Origin of the sequence: Antarcticibacterium sp. 1MA-6-2, assembly GCF_021535135.1 — a bacterium.
Taxonomy (GTDB): domain Bacteria; phylum Bacteroidota; class Bacteroidia; order Flavobacteriales; family Flavobacteriaceae; genus Gillisia.
Genome location: NZ_CP091036.1, coordinates 2,640,083 through 2,658,906, shown reverse-complemented (window position 1 = coordinate 2,658,906; position 18,824 = coordinate 2,640,083). Strand labels below are relative to the sequence as shown.

Genomic DNA, 18,824 nt, shown 5'->3' with positions numbered 1-18,824 from the left:
GCCTAAAAATTTAAATCTGATTAGCCATTTATAAACTTCAAACCCTGTTAGAGCCTGAACCAGGCCTGCTTCGCGGCAGACAGGTCCAGGTTTCTAATTAGGTGTTTCTACAGCTAATTTTTGAGAATTAAGAATTCATTATTTCCTCAATTTCTTCAGCTTCAATAGGAATATTCCGCATTAGATTAAAGGGTTCTCCACTTTTCTGAATTACTACATCATCTTCAAGTCTAATCCCAAAGCCTTCCGCAGGTATGTAAATTCCGGGTTCTACCGTGAAAACCTGATTTTCCTTCATTGGTTCTGTAAGAATTCCATAATCATGAGTGTCTAATCCTATATGATGAGAGGTACCGTGCATAAAATATTTTTTGTATGCGGGCCAGTCAGGATCTTGGTTTTTTACATCAGCTTTATCGATTAATTTCAGATCCAACAATTCTGAAGTCATTAATTTTCCTACTTCGACGTGATAATCTGCCCACAGCGTTCCTGGTACAAGCATTTTTGTAGCCTCCTTCTTTACCTTGTTGACGGCATTGTAAACCTCCTTTTGTCTTTGGCTAAATGTTCCCGAAACAGGAATAGTCCTGGAAAGGTCACTGGAATAATTGGCATATTCTGCTCCTGTATCTAATAAGATTAAATCTCCGGCTTTGCATTGCTGGTTGTTTTCAACGTAATGCAAAACATTGGCATTGTTCCCGCTGGCAATTATTGGCGTATAGGCAAATCCTTTAGACCTGTTCCTTAGCATTTCGTGCATAAACTCGGCCTCAATTTCATATTCCCAAACCCCGGGTTTTACAAAGTTTAAGGTTCTTCTAAAAGCTTTTTCAGTAATGTCACAAGCTTTTTGCATCAGGTCCAGTTCAATCTGGTCTTTCACACTTCGAAGCCGTTGTAAAATAGGATTACTTTTGGCTACCTGGTGTGCAGGATATTTTTGCTTGCACCACTCAATAAATCTGGCTTCGCGGGTTTGTGTTTCCACACTTGCCCGATAATGTTCATTGGTATTGAAGTACACAGTCTCGCACTGTGTCATTACTTCAAAGAAAATCTTTTCAAAATCCTTTAACCAATAAACTGTTTTTACTCCACTGGTGTCATACGCTTTTTCCTTTGTTAGTTTCTCACCTTCCCAAATTGCGATATGCTCGTTAGTTTCAGTAAGAAAAAGAATCTCTCTGTGTTTTTCAAGAGGTGCATCAGGAAACAAGACCAAGATACTTTTATCCTGGTCTACCCCGGAAAGATAAAAAATATCCCGGGCCTGTTGGAAGGGCATTGTACTGTCTGCACTTATGGGGTAAATATCATTAGAGTTAAAAACAGCAAGGCTTTTGGGCTTCATTTCAGCCATAAAATTCTTACGATTTTTTATGAACAACTTTTTGTCTATTAGATTGTATTTCATTGTATCTTAATTTATTTTTCCAAAGCTAAAAAGAAATTATGCTATAACTTCACTAGAATATCAATAATGATGAGATGATTTGCCCTCAAAAATTTAGTATAATGGCATATAATTTGATTTTTTTATATTAATGAATATATTTGAATATGGCAACAGGAGATAAAAAAATAGTACAAACTAAAAATCCCAGGACGGGAAAGTACGTCAAAATTGATCGTTCTAAAGGGAAAATTTTGTCCAATAAAAAATCGGATGGTCCATATAAAGGGGTTCCTGTAATAAGGAAAAGATCGAGCTAAATGATAATTTATTCTCCTATCAATGGTGAAGTATTTACCTCGTCTATAAAATACCAGCCTCGAAGTTGTTTTATTATGACTCAATTAGGAGGCAATCCTTCCACACAATTAAAAGAAATACGTACGGCAATTAGTGAGTTTTTAATATCAATTAATTTTCGAGAGATTGACGCCAGCTCGTATGTAACGGGTGGAGATTTTTTAGAAAAGATATGGAAGCAGATTTTAGCGGTGCCTGTCGGAATTGCAATTTTAACAGAAGAAATGAAGCTAACTACGGTTGCAAATATTTTTTACGAATTAGGGATTTTGGATGCTTTAGGAAAAGAAAGTATTGTTATAAAATCTCGTGATTTCCAAATTCCTTCAGATTTCGTTAGAACAGAATATGTGTCATTTGATGATAAGTTTCAAGCCAATCTGAATAAATTTTTTGAAAATGTGACGGAGCGAGAAGAACACTACTCTTTAATGTCGGAATTAATTAGGAAAGATATTGTTTTGTCAATAGATTATTTGAAAAGGGCCTATTTGATTTCTGGCAAATTAGAATATAAAGTAGAAGCTCAAAGATTATTTAATGATAACAAAGAAGTTATAGATGATCAATCCAAATTTATGATCAATGGATTTTTGAAATTAAATCCATAATTAAATTTACCTGCTACTCTTCTTCATATATATGGAGCTTAGGTTACGCAGCTGTAAGTTTTGTTTTTGGAGTTTCTTAAGTTGTTGAAGTAAATGTTGTACTGCTTCCATGCCTTCCAGATTAATATTAAGATCGTAATGCAGCCGATGCATTTTCTCAAAGTCCCTTATCTTATCGTGATGAACATATTCTTTTTGCTCTATGGTTACAACTTCAATTAATCCGCTTTCATAAAGGGATGAAATAAAAGTTCTTTCAACCCTGTACCTTGAGCACAATTCTTCTGTAGATACTAATCCTTCTAATTTCATGATCGTAGGTTTTGTAATTCCTTAAACAATTCCTTTTCTCTGGCAGAGAGATTTTTTAGGCATTTTGACATGGTAGCTAATATAAAGGTCACCAAACTGGTTGTCCTTTTTATATTTTGGAAAACCTTTTCCTTTGAGCTTCACCTGGGTGCCAGTTTGAGTTTCCGGCTTTACTGTTAATTTAACTTTACCATCAAAAGTGTCTACAGTAATTTCTCCTCCCAGTAATGCCGTGTAGAGGTCGATTTCTACGGTGCTGTAAAGGTTTTCTTTTTCCCTTTTAAAAGAGGTGTTGTTTACTATATTAAAAGTAATAAAAAGATCTCCGTTAGGTCCACCCTGCATTCCGGGTCCTCCGTGGCCTTTTATTTTAATAGTCTGACCGTTTTCTACTCCCGCAGGAATGGTTAACCTAATATTTTTTCCATTAATTGTCAGGGTTTGTTTCTGGCTGGAATAAACATCTGATAAATTAAGCTGAAGTTCAGCATTAAAGTCCTGGCCTTTGAATTGTGGATTTCTTCCGGTTCCTTGTGATCTGGCGCCCCCGCCGAACATTTGCTCGAAAAAGTCTGAAAAAGTGTCATCATCAAAATTTCCGGAATATTCTGCTCCGCTGCCAAACCCGCCGCCAAATCCGCCGGAATATTGTCTCTGGTTTTGCTGTTGTTTCTTCGCCTGTTCATACTGCTCAGCATGCTGCCAGTCCTTTCCGTATTGATCATATTTTTTCCTTTTTTCAGGATCGATTAAAACTTCGTGGGCTTCATTAATTTGTTGAAACCGCGCCTGTGCGCTTTTGTCATTTGGGTTTAAGTCAGGATGATATTTTCTTGCCAGCTTGCGGTAAGCTTTTTTAATATCTGCCTGGGAAGCAGATTTGTCTAATTCCAGGACTTTGTAATAGTCTATAAAATCCATAAAACTGAGTAAAAATTATAGTACTAAGTTACATTTTTCCCGATGTTTTTCCCATTCCCGGTTTAATTAAAATCTTTTGTTGGTCACATCATTAGCGAATTTATATATGAGGCTGTATCTGCCTCATTGGTAGATTTGCTTCAACAGCTTATAAAGGTTTTTTAAATTAGTTCTAAATTGAACTTTAATTAATATTAAAGTTGTCCAAAAGTCTTAGGAGGTGTATTTTTGTGACACTTTATCAAATCTTAAATTTTTTATGGCAAAATCTGCGCTATTAAAGTCATCTTTAGCAAAAAAATACTGGATGGCTTTCACGGGCCTCTTCCTTTGCACATTTTTAGTTGGCCATCTTCTTGGGAATCTTCAATTATTGCTCCCGGTAAGTGAGGCTACAAGAGATCAATTTAATGAGTATGGTCTTTTTATGACCACCAATCCTTTAATTATGATCCTTTCTTATGTCACCTATCTTAGTATACTTTTTCATGCTATAGATGGGGTGATTTTAACGATCAATAACAATAAGGCCAGACCCAAAGGTTATGTACGGTATAAACCCTCAGCAAACTCTACCTGGTCCTCCAGGAATATGGGCTTATTGGGAACAGTGATTTTTGCATTTATCGTTCTTCACATGAATGCGCTTTGGGCAAAAATGAAATTTGGAGGTTTAGATCATACCATCTACGAGACTGCAAGTGGTGCAGAGGTAAAAGATCTTTACACGCTTACAATTGAAACGTTTCAGGATCCTGATTATGGACTCCTTTTTGTGATTATTTATGTTATCTCAATGGCCGCCATTGCTTTTCACCTTAAGCACGGTTTCGCCAGCGGATTTCAATCTTTAGGGGTTAATCACCCGAATTACAACGGATTTATTAGAAAATTTGGATATGCTTTCTCAATATTAGTTCCTTTGGCGTTCGCTGTTATCCCTGTTTATATATACTTCGTACTAGATAAAATTTAAGCTATGGGAATACTAGAATCAAAAATACCCAAAGGCCCATTGGAGGATAAGTGGACCAAACATAAAAACGAGATCAACCTTGTTAATCCTGCCAATAAAAGAAACATAGATGTTATAATGGTAGGTACTGGTCTTGCGGGTGGTAGTGCAGCTGCTACTCTTGCAGAACTTGGCTACAACGTAAAAACCTTCTGCTACCAGGATTCTCCACGTCGTGCCCACTCTATTGCGGCACAGGGTGGAATTAATGCAGCCAAGAATTATCAGGGTGACGGGGATTCAAATTCCTATCGTTGTTCTACGATACGATAAAAGGAGGAGATTACCGTTCCCGTGAAGGAAATGTATATCGCCTTGCTGAAGTTTCAGCCAATATAATTGACCAATGTGTTGCACAAGGTGTTCCTTTTGCCAGAGAATACGGTGGAATGCTTGACAATAGATCCTTTGGTGGTGTTTTGGTTTCAAGAACATTTTATGCTAAAGGTCAAACCGGGCAGCAGTTATTATTGGGAGCGTATTCTGCAATGAACCGCCAAATAAACCGTGGAAAGATCCAGTCTTATACAAGACACGAGATGCTTGATCTTGTGATCGTAGATGGAAAAGCCCGGGGTATTATTGCAAGAAATCTCATAACAGGAGAAATAGAAAGACATAGTGCTCACGCAGTTGTTATTGCTTCGGGCGGATATGGCAATGTGTTTTTCCTTTCCACAAACGCAATGGGAAGTAATGTTACCGCAACCTGGAAAATACATAAAAAAGGAGCCTATTTCGCTAACCCTTGTTTTACACAAATACACCCTACCTGTATTCCTGTTTCCGGTGAACATCAGTCAAAATTGACTTTAATGAGTGAATCTCTTCGGAATGATGGAAGGATCTGGGTGCCAAAGAAAAAAGAAGATGCAGAGGCAATAAGGGCCGGAAAATTAAAGCCGACTCAAATAAAAGAAGAGGACAGGGATTATTATCTGGAAAGAAGATATCCTGCTTTTGGTAACCTGGTTCCCCGGGATGTGGCTTCAAGAGCAGCTAAGGAACGTTGTGACGCTAGTTATGGTGTAAATAAAACGGGAGAAGCAGTATATCTTGACTTTGGCTCAGCTTTTATACGGTACGGTCAGGAAGCTGCAAACACTCAGCACCTTACAAATGCTACAGATGAGCAGATTAAGGAGCTTGGAAAAGCTGTGGTAGAGGCAAAATATGGAAACCTGTTTGAGATGTATGAGAAGATCGTGGATCAAAATCCGTATGAAACACCAATGATGATTTATCCTGCAGTGCATTATACAATGGGAGGTATCTGGGTTGATTACAACCTTGAGACTACTATTCCCGGATGTTTCTGTACAGGTGAGGCCAATTTCTCTGATCACGGGGCCAACCGTTTAGGAGCATCGGCATTAATGCAGGGTCTTGCTGATGGTTATTTTGTACTTCCATATACCATTGGAGATTATCTTTCGAAAGATATTAGAACCGGAAAGATTTCAACCGATCTTCCTGAATTTGAAGAAGCAGAAAATAATGTTCGCCAGAGAATTGAGAAATTTGTTTCTAATAACGGAACTAAATCTGTTGACCACTTCCACAAAAGATTAGGAAAAATCATGTGGGATAAAGTTGGAATGTCCAGAAATGCATCTAATTTAAAAGAGGCAATTTCAGAAATTAAGGCTTTACGAGAAGAATTTTGGAGAGATGTACGTATTCCGGGTGGAGCAAATACTAAGAATGCTGAACTTGAAAAAGCAGGAAGAGTAGCCGATTTTCTTGAATTAGGAGAGTTGTTCGCCAAAGATGCGCTGCATAGGGATGAGTCTTGTGGAGGACACTTTAGAGAAGAATACCAAACTGAAGAAGGAGAAGCACTACGTGATGATGAAAACTTTATGTATGTAGCTGCCTGGGAATACACAGGTGAACCAGCCGATGCAGTGCTTCATAAAGAAGAGCTCGAATATGAATTTATTGAAGTAAAAACGAGAAGCTATAAATAAGATATGAGAATTGAGGAAACAGTATTTAGCTCCATCTGGACCAACTACTCACTACTCACTGCTCATTACTCAATACCATAACACCCATGAATCTTACGCTAAAAGTATGGCGCCAGAAAAGCGCTGCAGATAAAGGACAAATAGTTACTTACCCTATAGCTGGTGTTGATCCTGACCAGTCTTTTCTGGAAATGATGGATGTTCTTAATGAGCAGCTTGTAGAAAAAGGTGAAGAGACTATAGAATTTGACCACGATTGCAGGGAAGGAATTTGCGGTTCCTGCTCCTTACAAATTAACGGTGAACCCCATGGACCTGATACTGGAGTTGCGACCTGCCAGTTGCACATGAGAAGGTTTAAAGACGGTGATACGATAGTAGTTGAACCATTTAGGGCTAAGGCTTTTCCTGTAATTAAGGATTTAATTGTAGATCGAAGTGCCTTGGAGAGGATTCAACAGGCGGGAGGTTATATATCAGTAAATACTTCTGGTAATACCCAGGATGCAAATGCCATTCCTATTCCTAAAGAAGATGCAGATGCTTCTTTCTTCGCAGCTACCTGCATACAGTGTGGAGCTTGTGTAGCAGCATGTAAAAATGCGAGTGCCATGTTGTTTACTTCGGCAAGGGTAAGCCAGTTTGCGTTGTTGCCACAAGGCCAGGTGGAAGCCAGTCAAAGAGTTTTGGCGATGGTGGAACAAATGGATAAAGAAGGATTTGGTAACTGTACCAATACTAGCGCCTGTGAAATTGAATGCCCAAAGGGCATTTCTTTAGAGAACATCGCAAGGCTTAACAGGGAATATATGAAAGCCAGCGTTCTTTAAAATTAAAATTTAAGATAATTATATTGTAATCCCGGGCTTTGAAGTCCGGGATTTTTTGTGCATCTTTTTAAAAAAAAGAATGAGACAATTTTCAGTTCCGCCATCAAAACTTCCAAATCAGGAGGAGAGTATTTTTTCTTCCATGAGCAAACTTGCCAACCATCATAAGGCGGTAGATCTATCACAGGGTTTTCCCAATTTTGAGACTGATGAAAGTCTAAAAGAGCTGGTTGATAAAGCAATGAAAAATGGATTTAATCAATATGCTCCTATGGCTGGTGTGCTGGAACTTAGGGAAGAAATCTGTAAAAAGTTATTCAGTCTGTATTCCAGGAAGTATGATCCCGTTACCGAGGTGACTCTCACAAATGGAGCGACACAAGCTCTATATGCTGCTATTTCTGCTTTTGTACATAAAGATGATGAGGTTATAGTTTTTAAACCTGCCTATGACAGCTATGAACCTTCGATAAAACTAAATGGAGGAGTACCTGTTTTAATTCAGCTGAAAGGTGAAAATTACAATATCGACTGGCAGGAAGTGGAGGAAAAGATTTCTTCAAAAACAAGAATGATAATTATTAATACCCCTCATAATCCCACGGGAACAATTCTTCAGAAAGAAGACATGGAACAATTGGAGAAAATACTGAAGGATACGAATATTATAGTTCTTAGCGATGAGGTGTATGAACACCTGGTGTTTGACGGAAAATCCCACCAAAGCGCAGCTCTTTTCCCAGAGCTTTCCTCCAGAAGCATTATCTGCGCTTCCTTTGGAAAAACTTTTCACAACAAGCTGGAAAACCGGGTATTGCGTGGCTCCAAAAGAATTAATGGCAGAGATACGAAAAGTGCACCAGTTTGAAGTTTTCTGCATTAATCATCCCATGCAAATTGCTTATGCTGAATATCTCAAAAACCCCGACCATTATTTAAATTTAGGTGCTTTCTATCAGCAAAAAAGAGACCGATTTCTGGAGTTGATTAAGGATAGCAAGTTTAAAGGGATTCCCTCTTCCGGCACCTATTTTCAGTTATTGGATTATTCCCAAATTACCGATGAAAAAGATGTAGATTTTGCCGGACTACTTGTAAAGGACTTCAAGCTTGCAACCATACCTGTTTCAGTTTTTAACATAAACAACAGTGACAACAAACAGTTGAGGTTTTGTTTTGCAAAAACAGAGGAAACTCTTAAAAAGGCCGCCGATATTATGAACGGGATCTAAACCTGTTACCGTTTTTTAATTTTTCATTGACCGCGCTTCGAACTACTTCAGTAGTAATTCCAAAGAGAACGTGTACGAGTAATTCACTCGCCTGTGTCCCAACAGATACATCTGTAGGTTTTTTGTCAAGGCCCATTAAGGGTAAGGAAGTCTCGTGTGTAGAAAACCAGGTAGAGGCTCCAAGAATTACCCCGTCGCTAATATTGTAGGCATCTTTGTTTCTTTTGCCATAGCCATAAGCAGCTCCAACACTTGCTCCTAAAGGAAGGTTTACAAACTGTTCTGCCAGGGCTTCATTTTCAAGGCTTATAGGGCTCCCGGTAAGTTTAGTTGAAATATCGTCTAAAACTTTAATTTGTGCAGATCTTTGATTGATCTTTCGCACCGGAAGAAATCTCTCTACAAGACTTTTAACTACTGTTCCCGCAAATCCTCCAATTACTCCTGAGATCAAACCTCTGGAAGTGCTCGAGATATAGTTGTCCTGGCTGAAAAAACTAGTAGATTTCATATATTTTAATTTTGAATAAAGCTATTTATAATCCTTTTTAAAGCAAACCATTTAACAAGTATTTAGGAGAGGCCGTTTTATTTTTTTTAAATTTACATATGGAGAAAAATTTAAAAATTGCTGTTGTTCAGGTTGACCTGGCATGGGAAAACATCGCTAAAAATTTAGATGTTTTTTCTGAAAAAATTGAACAGATACAGGAAGATGTGGACCTTATTATTTTGCCCGAAATGTTTTCTACAGCTTTTCGATGAATGCTTCTAATCTTGCTGAACCTACTAATGGACCTGCTCTTCAATGGATGCAAAATGTAGCGAGAACAAGGGATACTGCAATAACCGGAAGCTTAATTGTGGAAGATGCCGGGAAATACTACAACAGGTTGTATTTCGTTTTCCCCGATGGTGCTTATGAAACCTATGATAAAAGGCACACCTTTACTCTTGCTAAGGAAGATGAAACTTATACTGCCGGGGAAAAAAAGTTACTGGTAGATTACAAAGGTTGGAGAATTTGCCCCCTTATATGTTATGATCTACGCTTTCCCGTGTGGTCCAGAAATACTGAAGACTATGATTTGCTAATTTACGTGGCTAACTGGCCAGAAACCAGAATACATGCCTGGGATGTGCTTTTACAGGCAAGGGCTATAGAAAATATGTCATGGTGCATAGGAATAAACCGTACCGGGGTAGACGGGAATGAATACAGGTATAATGGGCACACAGCAGTTTATGACTGCCTTGGAAAAAATCTTTTTAATACCCACAGACAAATAGAATTTACTGAGGTTGTTACAATAGATAAAGAGAGTTTAGTAGAAACCAGGAGCAAACTTAAATTTCTGCAAGACAGGGACAGCTTTTCTATAAACTAAATGGTTCTGTCATATCCCAGTTAGGTCTTATATCTAAAGGTTCCGGTAAATAAATTATCTCTTCAGGTTTGCGCTTTTCAAGATAATTACCTGTATCCCATTTTCCATTCTCGTTAACATCGTAGATTGCCCTGAGAAGGTATTTCCCCGGTGTTAGAAATTCAAATCTCAGGCTGCTTTCCCCTGTGGAATATTTTTCAGCTTTAACAGCTCCTTTTTCATCGGTTAGCTGAACAATAACGGGATAACTTTTTACATTCTGAAGATTGACAGTAAGGTTTGCAAAGTCTGCAAAGGGTCTTGTTTTAAAGGACTTTTTAATAGTGTCACTGGTGGAGCCATAAATATCAGTTATAGTTCCCGGGAGTGCCAACAAATTATAGGTCTGATTTTCATCCTTTGGAAACCGAAGTGCTACCGAATTATCCGGCCTTACTTCCGAAGAAAATTCAACACTTAACGAATCCTTGTTGATCAAAGTGATAAGATCTTCGTTAAACTCTTCTATAGGTGTACTGGGTTTGAAAACGACAGGACTATTAAAGTCCAGGTTACCTGAAGGTTCAGTGTTTACTAATAAAGTGTCGGCAGGCATTTTGTTTATTCTCGTAAAGAGCGTATCTGTTCTATTTGGTGCTATTAATTTAAACCTGATGCTATCCATTTCCAGAAGAGGCTTTGTCCACACATGCAAACTATCTTTGTCCGGCACTTTGGTGAATTTGTATTCAAAATTCTCCGGAACGCTGCTAATTGGTTCAATTTTAAGGCTATCTGGATTAATAGTACCTCTATAGCCAATTAAAAGTTTATTGCCAGATAATTGCTTCGGTCTTTCCGGTTGAAAAGGCAATATTTCAGAAAAAAGAATGAGATTATAAGTAGTGTCAGTAGGAATAGTTCATAGGTTCATTTATAAATGCGATCTTTTCCTTTCCGGGATTGTATTTGTAGTCGTTATTTCTGTCTTTTACCGCAACCAGTTGGTAGGTGCCTTCCTTGAGATTTGTAAGTTCAAAAGTTCTCAGGCTGTCAAGGGTATTGGTTATATATCGGGGTTGTTGTTTAAATACCAGAGAATCACTAAAATTCTCGTCTCTTTCATAAAGCATTACAGAAATAAAAGGTTCTGGTTCCAGAAGGAACGCATCACTTACCGTACCTGTTACGGTTAAAGAATCAATATAACTTCCTGTGGAGAAAACGTATTTGAAAAATGGCAATGGATTTCCTTCATTGTTATCAACAACACTGTTTCCAAAGTTAAAAACATAGGTAGTGTTATCCTGGAGTGTGGTGTCGTTTAATTTAATACGAATATACTTGCGGGGAGATCCCATGGGGGTAATTTCCGGTCTTGGATCAATGGGCGGGGAAATAATAATTTGTTCCTGTGGTTTCTCCAGTTTTATATACTCATCAAAGTATATATTTATTTCTTCCCGGTTGAAGTTGGTGGTAAAATTTTCAGGACTTGCTCTTAAAAATTTAGGTGGTTCAGTGTCTACTTCTCCTCCTGTAGGTGTTCCTCTTTTAGCACATTGTGCCATAGAAAAGATAATTATAAGAAAGAAAATTACCTGTAACCCCTTTTTCATAGATAACTGAATTTTAGCGCAAAGAAACGATTTTTTTCTATGTTACCCCGCGATTGCCATTGTTGCAATACTTATTTTAACGCCCCCGGCTTGTTTTAAAACTGTAGCGCAGGCCTCAAGGGTAGAGCTTATGGTTATTAGATCATCTACTATTAATACGTGCTTATCTTTAATTAAACCGGGATTAGCAAGAACAAAAGTTTCCTCGATATTTCCCCAACGGGCAAGTCTCGTCTTAATTGTTTGAGTGGTAGAAAGAGATGTTTTAAGCAGCACATTATCAACATAAGGTATTTGAAGGGCTTTACTTATTTCCTTCCCAAAGCCTTCTACCTGATTATACCCCCTGGCTTTAAGCTTCTTTTTATGCAGTGGTACAGGGATAACTATTTCAGCTTCTGAAAATTTGTTGTCTTGCTTCAAGTTTGTTCCCATCCATTCCCCCAGAAAACCTCCTATTTCCTTTTGCCCTCTGTATTTTAACTGATGAATAAGCTTTTGAACCGAACCTTTTTTCTGAAAAATTAGCAGTGCTTCAGCTTCTTCAACTTTAATCCTTCCATAAAATACTTTTTTCACATCATTCTCGTTGTTAGGCAGGTAAGAGGTAACAGGTAGCTCGTGCAAACATTCCACACAAATTATCCTTTCGTTCTTCAACAATTCTTTCTCGCAGATCTGGCATAGAGAAGGATAAAATAAATTGAGGAAATCGTGAAACATTTGTTAATGAATTGTAACTTACCTACTGAATCCTATAAATTTACAAACTAAATTAACATATACTATGACCGAACAAAAAAGTAATACCGCACTTAAAATCCTTACCGGAATTTTAGCCGTGGCTCTTATAGCTCTTGGTATTTACACGGTTAAATTTTATAATGAGGAAAAAGAAAATAAAGAAATCCTTACAAGAGAAAAAGCTGTAATAGAAGACGAGCTTAACGATCTTATTATAAAGTACGACGAGGCCATTGCCACGAACGAAGTAATGGATCAAAATCTTGTAGATGCACGTCAACGAATCGCTGTATTACTTGATTCTGTTAAGGATGCTGAAGCAAACCTGGTTCTAATTTCCAGATACAGAAGAGAAATTGGGGCTTTGCGGAGTGAAAAGGATCGCCTTTTTAGAGTGGTAGACAGCTTAAGCAACCAAAACAGGATGCTTACGACTGCAATAGACAGTACAAACATGGTGTTGTCCCAAAGAACAAGAATGGCAGATTCCCTGCAGCAAACAAATCAAAACCTTTCTACTAAGGTTGACAGGGCTGCACAGTTAAAAGTTACTTCTCTTCGTGGGGAGGGGGTGATTGTTAGAAACAGTGGACGTCTCGTGGAAAATGATCGTACCAGGCGTATCGACCAGATTCGTACCTGTTTTACAATTACTGAAAATGCATTAGCTGAGGCGGGAGAAAAGACCTTGTATGTGCAGGTTTACAATCCTGAAAATGAATTGGTTGGAGATCAAATCGCAGTGCAACATGATGGGGGAGTAATGGTATATAGTGCCACTTCAAAGATCTTCTATGAAAACGAAGAACTTGATGTATGTATACTTGCTAACACAGAAAAAGACAAACTTATGGAGGGGGAATATAAGGTTTATGTATATGCTTAGTCCACAGTTAATAGGCACATCTTCATTTTCACTTAAATAGGATATTATAAATTAAAGCAGCCGCCTTGACTAATATCAGGGCGGTTTTTTTATTTTTGCGTTATGGCAAAACAAGAAGATCTTTTTAAGAACGTTATTTCCCATGCAAAAGAGTATGGGTATATTTTCGCATCCAGTGAAATCTATGATGGCTTAAGTGCTGTTTATGATTATGGTCAAAACGGGGCAGAACTAAAGAAAAATATTAGGGACTACTGGTGGAAAAGCATGGTGCAAATGCATCAAAACATCGTAGGTTTAGATGCTTCTATTCTTATGCACCCTAAAACCTGGAAAGCCTCGGGCCATGTAGATGCTTTTAATGACCCGTTAATTGACAATAAAGATTCCAAAAAAAGATATCGGGCCGATGTCCTTGTAGAAGATCATGCTGAAAAGATCCTGCAAAAGGCTCAAAAGGAAATTGACAAAGCAAAAAAACGCTTTGGCGATGCCTTTGACGAGGAACAGTTTGTGGCTACCAACGATCGGGTTAAAAGATATATGAGTGAAAGGGATGCTATTTTGAAGCGCCTTGGAGACTCTCTTACTAAAGAAGATCTTAAGGATGTAAAAGCCTTAATTGAAGAACTTGAGATTGCTGATCCTGAAACAGGCTCTAAAAACTGGACTGATGTTAGGCAATTCAACCTGATGTTTGGTACAAAATTAGGAGCGTCTTCAGATTCTTCCTCTGACCTTTATTTGAGACCCGAAACCGCCCAGGGAATATTTGTCAATTTTTCAAATGTTCAGAAAACGGGGAGAATGAAAATTCCTTTTGGAATTGCTCAAACAGGAAAAGCATTCAGAAATGAAATAGTTGCAAGACAATTTATTTTTAGAATGAGAGAATTTGAGCAGATGGAGATGCAATTCTTTGTGAGGCCCGGGGAAGAATTGAAATGGTACGAGCACTGGAAGGAAGAAAGAATAAAATGGCATTATTCTCTTAATCTTGGTGAGGAAAAGTACAGATTCCATGACCACGATAAACTCGCACATTACGCTAATGCAGCTGCAGATATTGAATTTGACTTTCCTTTTGGATTTAAGGAGCTGGAGGGAATTCACTCACGAACAGACTTTGATCTTAAAGCCCACGAAGAACATTCAGGCAGAAAACTTCGATTTTTTGATCCAGACCTAAACGAAAATTACGTGCCTTACGTAATTGAAACCTCTATAGGTTTGGACAGGATGTTTCTTGCTGTTCTTTCAGCAGCCTTACAGGAGGAAACTCTCGAAGACGGTTCCTCCAGAACAGTATTAAAACTGCTTAAGCCATTCTCGCTCCCACAAAGGCGGCAATCTTACCTTTAGTAAAGAAGGATGGTTTGCCAGAAATGGCTTCAGAAATCTTTGAGGAGTTGAAATGGGATTTCCAGGTACAGTATGATGAAAAAGATGCCATTGGGCGAAGGTATCGCAGGCAGGATGCCGCAGGTACTCCTTTGTGTATAACAGTAGATCATGAATCACTTGAAGATAGAACCGTGACCGTGCGATATAGAGATAGCATGGAGCAAAAAAGAGTAAATATCTCAGATCTGTCCCGAATTATAAAAGATGAGGTCGATTTCAGGAGGTGGATGAAATAAAATTTATGCAATATTTAACTTTGAAAGAGAGGCAATTTAAATACGAATTGCCTCTCTTAATTTTTGGTAAATGCCTATTTTTAGGAACTTAATTGATCCTTAATTGAATATGAATATTTATAGAAAGCTACTGTTCCCGATAATTCTATTCATGGTGCTCCAGGTAACTGCGCAACAAAGGGAGAAAAGAGTTCCGGTATATGTAGATTCGGCAATGGCTGTGCCTGCTGCTGCACTTTCCAAGAAAAAACTTATCCCGCCTTCTACCGAATTTAAGTTGGTCAACCCCAGGAACAGAGGAATCAATCAGGTGGTTCCGGGAAAAGGTTTTCCCAGAACTGCAGATCCTACAAGACAGGCATTTAAAGGTGAAATTCCCGGTAAGGCTCCCCAACTTTCTTTTGATGCGGCTGTAACGGGTTCTACACCTTCAGATCCCACCGGGGCTGCAGGTCCAAATCACTATGTTAATGCCTGGAATTCAGCTTTTTCAATTTTCGATAAATCCGGAAACAGAATTGTAGAACTGGCTTCTCTTGCAAGCCTGGGGGGAGAATTTACAAATGAAGATTTAGGAGATCCCATAATTGCGTATGACGAGTTTGCAGATAGATTCCTCATTACCCAGTTTAGTGATACCCCCGAAAGTTTTTTACTTGCGATCTCACGTGGGCCAAATCCCGTTACAGATGGTTGGTATACCTACAGGTTTACAACAAATGGAGCACTTCCCGATTACCCAAAAATTTCTATTTGGCATGACGGGTATTATATTACCACCAACAAGAATTCAAGAACTGCGAATACCAGCCAGGTAGTTTATGTTTTGGAGCGGGATGCAATATTGCAGGGGCAAACAGCACAAATTGTGGGATTTCCCCTTCCGGGAATCAGGACAAATGGTTTTTATAGTCCGGCTTAGTTTAATGCAACAGGAGAGACTCTTCCACAGGGAAATGCAAATATAATTTTTCTACAGGACGATGCCTGGGCAGGTGTTTCGGTTGATCATCTTAAAATATGGTCCATAAATATGAACTGGAATGCTGCAGCGTCATCAACTATCGAAGAATCCCAGGAATTAGGTCCTGTCCAGGGAGTAAGTCCTTTTATAGCAACTTTTGATGGCGGTTCCTTCTCGAACCTTTCACAGCCGGGAAATGCGCCGGAAGTTGATGTTTTGCAGGCAACGATTATGCACTCTACCCAGTTTAGAAAATTTTCTACTCACAATTCGGTAGTACTTAATTTTGTTGTTGATATAGAACCCTCAGCGGCCGAGCACGCCGGGATTAGGTGGTATGAACTGCGACAGGACCCGGGTGGGGGATTATGGAGAGTACATCAGGAAGGAACGTATGCTCCGGACAAAAGCGACCGATTTAGTGGCAGTATTGGAATAGACAGGAATGGGAATATTGGCCTGGGTTTTACAGTTCTTGATGACAGTCCTGTAACTCCAATTTATCCATCTATACGATATACTGGAAGATATGCTTCAGACCCACTGGGAATAATGACAGTATTTGAAACTTCTATAGTAGAAGGACCAAGCCCGGATCCTTCTGCACGCTATGGGGATTATGCTCATCTTACTGTAGATCCTTTGGATGATCTTACCTTTTGGCATAATGCGGAGTATTTTGAAGGTGTTGACAGGAAGAACAGAGTTGGAGTTTTTAAACTGGCACCCGATTTTGCTAATGATGTAGGAATAATAGCGCTGGTCGATCCTACAGACGCTACTTTATCAAATTCTGAAGACATCACCGTAACTATTAGGAATTTTGGTAGCAGTCCTCAATCAAATTTTCCTGTAAGTTATTCAGTAGATGGAGGAGAAATAGTAATCGAAACTTTTACAGGAACCCTTAATGGTACCAGTTCTGTTAATTTTACTTTTTCCACAACAGCAAATTTAGGAGAAATTGGTGAAACATATGAAATAACAGCAACTACTAATTTACCCGGTGATCAGGAGGAAGGTAATGACGAATATTTAACTGAGGTAACGCATTTGTTCCCAAGGACGTAGGTGTCACTTCTATTGATGCACCTTCAACAGGACTTACCCTGGAATCAACAGAAGAAGTAGCGATTACCATAGAGAATTTTGGAGGAGAACCACAATCAAACATTCCGGTAAATTATCGCCTTGAGAATAATGTGTGGATTCGGGAAGTATATCCGGGGACGATTCCTGTAGGAGAACAGGCCATTTATACCTTTTCTACGAGAGCAAATCTTTCTGCCTTTGGACGCTACAGGATAACGGCAGAGACAGATCTTGAAGGAGATGCTATTCCCGAAAATGATGGAACCACAAAATCTATAGCAAATTTGGACTGTGTTCCATCAGGATCTGATTGTACGAGTTTTGGTGATGGGATCCATTCTTTTCAACTGGAGGATATCATTAATGAACGTATCCCGTGTATAGATGGTTATGCTGATTTTATAGGTTATTCTACAGATCTTGATCGTTCAAATGGAACTTACGTTGTTAGGGTGAAAACCCTTTTTGATTCTGAAGAAGGTGACGAGAAATTTTCTATATGGATAGATTTTAATGACAATGGGGTGTTTGATGATGTAGAAAAACTCATTAGTAGCCAGGTTATACCCACTGCTAATGTTTGGCATAGTTATGACCTAACACTTCCTGCAAATGCACCTCTGGGAGAACATCTTATGAGAGTACGTGCAGGGGATACCTCATTTGAAGGTGATCTGGATGATCCCTGTAGTGTGATGGAATATGGTTCAACACACGATTATAGTGTAAGAATAATAGACAGTAGCCTTAATATTGATGATTTTCTTTTAAATGAAGCAAATCTTGAAATTTCAAATCAGGGCAATGGGATTTTTAGAGTTTTTCTGGAAACTGATTTTACTGAAACTTTAAGGATCACAGTTCATGATATTCTGGGTCAAAAATTAATAGAAAATAAGGTGGAAACAAACGGGTTGGGTTACTTGTATGAAATTGATATGTCCTATGCCGCTACAGGAGTTTACTTATTGAGAATAGGAACAAGAGAAGTTGGAAGAGTAAAGAGGTTTATTGTTGAGTAACCTGGCTATTTGCACTTCAGAGATTATTTATTGTTTAATGTAATTATTATTTTTGATTCCAAAATTGAATCATGAGGATCATCTCTTATAATGTTAACGGAATACGAGCTGCAGTAAAAAAAGGTTTTATAGACTGGCTAAAATCTGCAAATCCAGATATAGTATGTTTGCAGGAAATTAAAGCGACACCAGATCAACTGGATATGCAACCCTTCGAAGATGCAGGTTATAAATATCATTACTGGTATCCTGCAACTAAAAAAGGATATAGCGGGGTGGCCATTTTAAGTAAACATAAACCCTTACACGTAGAATATGGTACCGGGATAGATTATATGGATTTTGAAGGCAGGAATCTTAGGGCAGATTTCGAAGGATTTTCTGTGATGAGTTTGTACCTTCCCTCTGGCACCAGCGAAAAAAGACTGGATCATAAGCTTCAGTTTATGGCAGATTTTCAGGAATATGTAGATGGATTAAAAACTGAAGTTCCAAATTTGATAATTTGCGGAGATTATAATATTTGCCATCAGGCAATAGATATTCACGATCCTGTAAGGTTAAAAAACACATCCGGATTTTTACCTGTTGAGAGAGAATGGATAGATGGCTTTATGAAAAGAGGTTTTATTGATTCTTTCCGGCACTTTAATGAAGAGGGAAATCACTATTCCTGGTGGAGTTACAGGGCCGGAGCCAGAAATAATAACAAGGGCTGGAGAATAGATTATAACCTGGTGGCGGAACCATTAAAAGAAAAATTAAAAAGGGCGGTAATTCTTCCGGATGCTATGCACAGTGACCACTGCCCGGTTTTACTTGAAATTGAAAATTAAATTT

The 18,824-nt window shown here is 38.5% G+C and carries 18 protein-coding genes and 3 pseudogenes; 14 read left to right on the top strand and 7 right to left on the bottom strand.

Features of this window, described 5'->3' with window-relative positions:
• Positions 1–127: 127 nt before the first annotated feature.
• Positions 128–1,420 (bottom strand): aminopeptidase P family protein, encoded by a 1,293-nt coding sequence (locus tag LZ575_RS13595; RefSeq protein ID WP_235325037.1) that lies wholly within the window; start codon positions 1,418–1,420, stop codon positions 128–130.
• 374 nt (positions 1,421–1,794) lie between these two features.
• On the opposite strand from LZ575_RS13595, the gene LZ575_RS13590 reads away from it, so the two are divergent.
• Complete coding sequence (locus LZ575_RS13590) at positions 1,795–2,370, top strand: hypothetical protein (RefSeq protein ID WP_235325036.1); 576 nt, start codon at positions 1,795–1,797, stop codon at positions 2,368–2,370.
• A 6-nt stretch (positions 2,371–2,376) separates the two neighbouring features.
• Here the strand turns inward: LZ575_RS13590 and LZ575_RS13585 are convergent, their stop codons facing one another.
• Both LZ575_RS13585 and LZ575_RS13580 read right to left on the bottom strand, forming a co-directional pair.
• Complete coding sequence (locus LZ575_RS13585) at positions 2,377–2,682, bottom strand: chaperone modulator CbpM (RefSeq protein WP_235325035.1); 306 nt, start codon at positions 2,680–2,682, stop codon at positions 2,377–2,379.
• Positions 2,679–3,603, bottom strand: a pseudogene (locus tag LZ575_RS13580) (DnaJ C-terminal domain-containing protein). Before LZ575_RS13580 ends, LZ575_RS13585 begins: the two are co-directional and overlap by 4 nt.
• 259 nt (positions 3,604–3,862) lie before the next feature.
• Here LZ575_RS13580 and LZ575_RS13575 point away from each other — a divergent pair.
• The 5 genes and pseudogenes from LZ575_RS13575 to LZ575_RS23795 all read left to right on the top strand — a co-directional run bounded on the left by LZ575_RS13575 (position 3,863) and on the right by LZ575_RS23795 (position 8,650).
• Positions 3,863–4,579, top strand: a complete 717-nt coding sequence (locus LZ575_RS13575) for a succinate dehydrogenase cytochrome b subunit (protein WP_235325034.1) — start codon at positions 3,863–3,865, stop codon at positions 4,577–4,579.
• 3 nt (positions 4,580–4,582) lie between these two features.
• Positions 4,583–6,588 (top strand): annotated as a pseudogene (locus LZ575_RS13570) (fumarate reductase/succinate dehydrogenase flavoprotein subunit).
• An 86-nt stretch (positions 6,589–6,674) separates the two neighbouring features.
• Positions 6,675–7,418, top strand: coding sequence for a succinate dehydrogenase/fumarate reductase iron-sulfur subunit (locus LZ575_RS13565; RefSeq protein WP_235325033.1), 744 nt, complete (start codon positions 6,675–6,677; stop codon positions 7,416–7,418).
• Positions 7,419–7,497: 79 nt separating this feature from the next.
• Complete coding sequence (locus tag LZ575_RS13560) at positions 7,498–8,286, top strand: aminotransferase class I/II-fold pyridoxal phosphate-dependent enzyme (protein ID WP_311195797.1); 789 nt, start codon at positions 7,498–7,500, stop codon at positions 8,284–8,286.
• Positions 8,255–8,650 (top strand): aminotransferase class I/II-fold pyridoxal phosphate-dependent enzyme, encoded by a 396-nt coding sequence (locus LZ575_RS23795; RefSeq protein WP_311195796.1) that lies wholly within the window; start codon positions 8,255–8,257, stop codon positions 8,648–8,650. The genes LZ575_RS13560 and LZ575_RS23795 overlap by 32 nt, the downstream gene beginning before the upstream one ends.
• On the opposite strand, the gene LZ575_RS13555 is transcribed toward LZ575_RS23795, so the two are convergent.
• Positions 8,634–9,161: a DUF1440 domain-containing protein gene (locus tag LZ575_RS13555; RefSeq protein ID WP_235325032.1), complete on the bottom strand. Its 528-nt coding sequence runs from the start codon at positions 9,159–9,161 to the stop codon at positions 8,634–8,636. The two genes, LZ575_RS23795 and LZ575_RS13555, sit on opposite strands and share 17 nt — an antisense overlap.
• A 98-nt stretch (positions 9,162–9,259) precedes the next feature.
• On the opposite strand from LZ575_RS13555, the gene LZ575_RS23790 reads away from it, so the two are divergent.
• Together LZ575_RS23790 and LZ575_RS13550 are read left to right on the top strand one after the other, a co-directional pair.
• Positions 9,260–9,415: a hypothetical protein gene (locus LZ575_RS23790; protein WP_311195795.1), complete on the top strand. Its 156-nt coding sequence runs from the start codon at positions 9,260–9,262 to the stop codon at positions 9,413–9,415.
• A complete protein-coding gene (locus LZ575_RS13550; RefSeq protein ID WP_311195794.1) occupies positions 9,412–10,038 on the top strand; it encodes a nitrilase-related carbon-nitrogen hydrolase in 627 nt (208 codons plus the stop codon). The genes LZ575_RS23790 and LZ575_RS13550 overlap by 4 nt, the downstream gene beginning before the upstream one ends.
• Here LZ575_RS13550 and LZ575_RS13545 read toward each other — a convergent pair.
• Genes LZ575_RS13545 through LZ575_RS13535 form a run of 3 tightly spaced genes read right to left on the bottom strand, consistent with a single transcriptional unit; the run spans position 10,028 to position 12,296 of the window.
• Positions 10,028–10,891, bottom strand: coding sequence for a hypothetical protein (locus LZ575_RS13545; protein WP_235325031.1), 864 nt, complete (start codon positions 10,889–10,891; stop codon positions 10,028–10,030). The genes LZ575_RS13550 and LZ575_RS13545 overlap by 11 nt on opposite strands.
• Positions 10,892–10,925: 34 nt before the next feature.
• A complete protein-coding gene (locus LZ575_RS13540) occupies positions 10,926–11,636 on the bottom strand; it encodes an Ig-like domain-containing protein (RefSeq protein WP_235325030.1) in 711 nt (236 codons plus the stop codon).
• A gap of 42 nt (positions 11,637–11,678) precedes the next feature.
• The gene (locus LZ575_RS13535) at positions 11,679–12,296 is read right to left on the bottom strand and encodes a phosphoribosyltransferase family protein (RefSeq protein WP_311195793.1); all 618 of its coding nucleotides are present in this window, start codon (positions 12,294–12,296) and stop codon (positions 11,679–11,681) included.
• Positions 12,297–12,423: 127 nt separating this feature from the next.
• Between LZ575_RS13535 and LZ575_RS13530 the strand changes: the two genes are divergently transcribed.
• The 6 genes and pseudogenes from LZ575_RS13530 (at position 12,424) to LZ575_RS13505 (ending at position 18,820) form a co-directional block, all read left to right on the top strand.
• Positions 12,424–13,266, top strand: a complete 843-nt coding sequence (locus tag LZ575_RS13530; protein WP_235325028.1) for a hypothetical protein — start codon at positions 12,424–12,426, stop codon at positions 13,264–13,266.
• Between the two features lie 102 nt (positions 13,267–13,368).
• A pseudogene (locus LZ575_RS13525) lies at positions 13,369–14,906 on the top strand (glycine--tRNA ligase).
• Positions 14,907–15,015: 109 nt separating this feature from the next.
• Positions 15,016–15,828 (top strand): hypothetical protein, encoded by an 813-nt coding sequence (locus LZ575_RS13520; RefSeq protein WP_235325027.1) that lies wholly within the window; start codon positions 15,016–15,018, stop codon positions 15,826–15,828.
• A gap of 111 nt (positions 15,829–15,939) precedes the next feature.
• Entirely contained in the window at positions 15,940–16,941 is a 1,002-nt protein-coding gene (locus LZ575_RS13515; protein ID WP_235325026.1) for a hypothetical protein, read from the top strand.
• 131 nt (positions 16,942–17,072) lie between these two features.
• Positions 17,073–17,984, top strand: coding sequence for a GEVED domain-containing protein (locus LZ575_RS13510; protein ID WP_235325025.1), 912 nt, complete (start codon positions 17,073–17,075; stop codon positions 17,982–17,984).
• A 71-nt stretch (positions 17,985–18,055) separates the two neighbouring features.
• Complete coding sequence (locus tag LZ575_RS13505; protein WP_235325024.1) at positions 18,056–18,820, top strand: exodeoxyribonuclease III; 765 nt, start codon at positions 18,056–18,058, stop codon at positions 18,818–18,820.
• The last annotated feature ends 4 nt before the right edge of the window (positions 18,821–18,824 follow it).

Bases quoted from the DNA above. Each gene is read 5' to 3' on its own strand.
- LZ575_RS13595 (WP_235325037.1), bottom strand. From the start codon at position 1,420: ATGAAATACAATCTAATAGACAAAAAGTTGTTCATAAAAAATCGTAAG.
- LZ575_RS13590 (WP_235325036.1), top strand. From the start codon at position 1,795: ATGACTCAATTAGGAGGCAATCCTTCCACACAATTAAAAGAAATACGT.
- LZ575_RS13585 (WP_235325035.1), bottom strand. From the start codon at position 2,682: ATGAAATTAGAAGGATTAGTATCTACAGAAGAATTGTGCTCAAGGTAC.
- LZ575_RS13575 (WP_235325034.1), top strand. From the start codon at position 3,863: ATGGCAAAATCTGCGCTATTAAAGTCATCTTTAGCAAAAAAATACTGG.
- LZ575_RS13565 (WP_235325033.1), top strand. From the start codon at position 6,675: ATGAATCTTACGCTAAAAGTATGGCGCCAGAAAAGCGCTGCAGATAAA.
- LZ575_RS13560 (WP_311195797.1), top strand. From the start codon at position 7,498: ATGAGACAATTTTCAGTTCCGCCATCAAAACTTCCAAATCAGGAGGAG.
- LZ575_RS23795 (WP_311195796.1), top strand. From the start codon at position 8,255: ATGGCAGAGATACGAAAAGTGCACCAGTTTGAAGTTTTCTGCATTAAT.
- LZ575_RS13555 (WP_235325032.1), bottom strand. From the start codon at position 9,161: ATGAAATCTACTAGTTTTTTCAGCCAGGACAACTATATCTCGAGCACT.
- LZ575_RS23790 (WP_311195795.1), top strand. From the start codon at position 9,260: ATGGAGAAAAATTTAAAAATTGCTGTTGTTCAGGTTGACCTGGCATGG.
- LZ575_RS13550 (WP_311195794.1), top strand. From the start codon at position 9,412: ATGAATGCTTCTAATCTTGCTGAACCTACTAATGGACCTGCTCTTCAA.
- LZ575_RS13540 (WP_235325030.1), bottom strand. From the start codon at position 11,636: ATGAAAAAGGGGTTACAGGTAATTTTCTTTCTTATAATTATCTTTTCT.
- LZ575_RS13530 (WP_235325028.1), top strand. From the start codon at position 12,424: ATGACCGAACAAAAAAGTAATACCGCACTTAAAATCCTTACCGGAATT.
- LZ575_RS13520 (WP_235325027.1), top strand. From the start codon at position 15,016: ATGAATATTTATAGAAAGCTACTGTTCCCGATAATTCTATTCATGGTG.
- LZ575_RS13515 (WP_235325026.1), top strand. From the start codon at position 15,940: ATGAACTGGAATGCTGCAGCGTCATCAACTATCGAAGAATCCCAGGAA.
- LZ575_RS13505 (WP_235325024.1), top strand. From the start codon at position 18,056: ATGAGGATCATCTCTTATAATGTTAACGGAATACGAGCTGCAGTAAAA.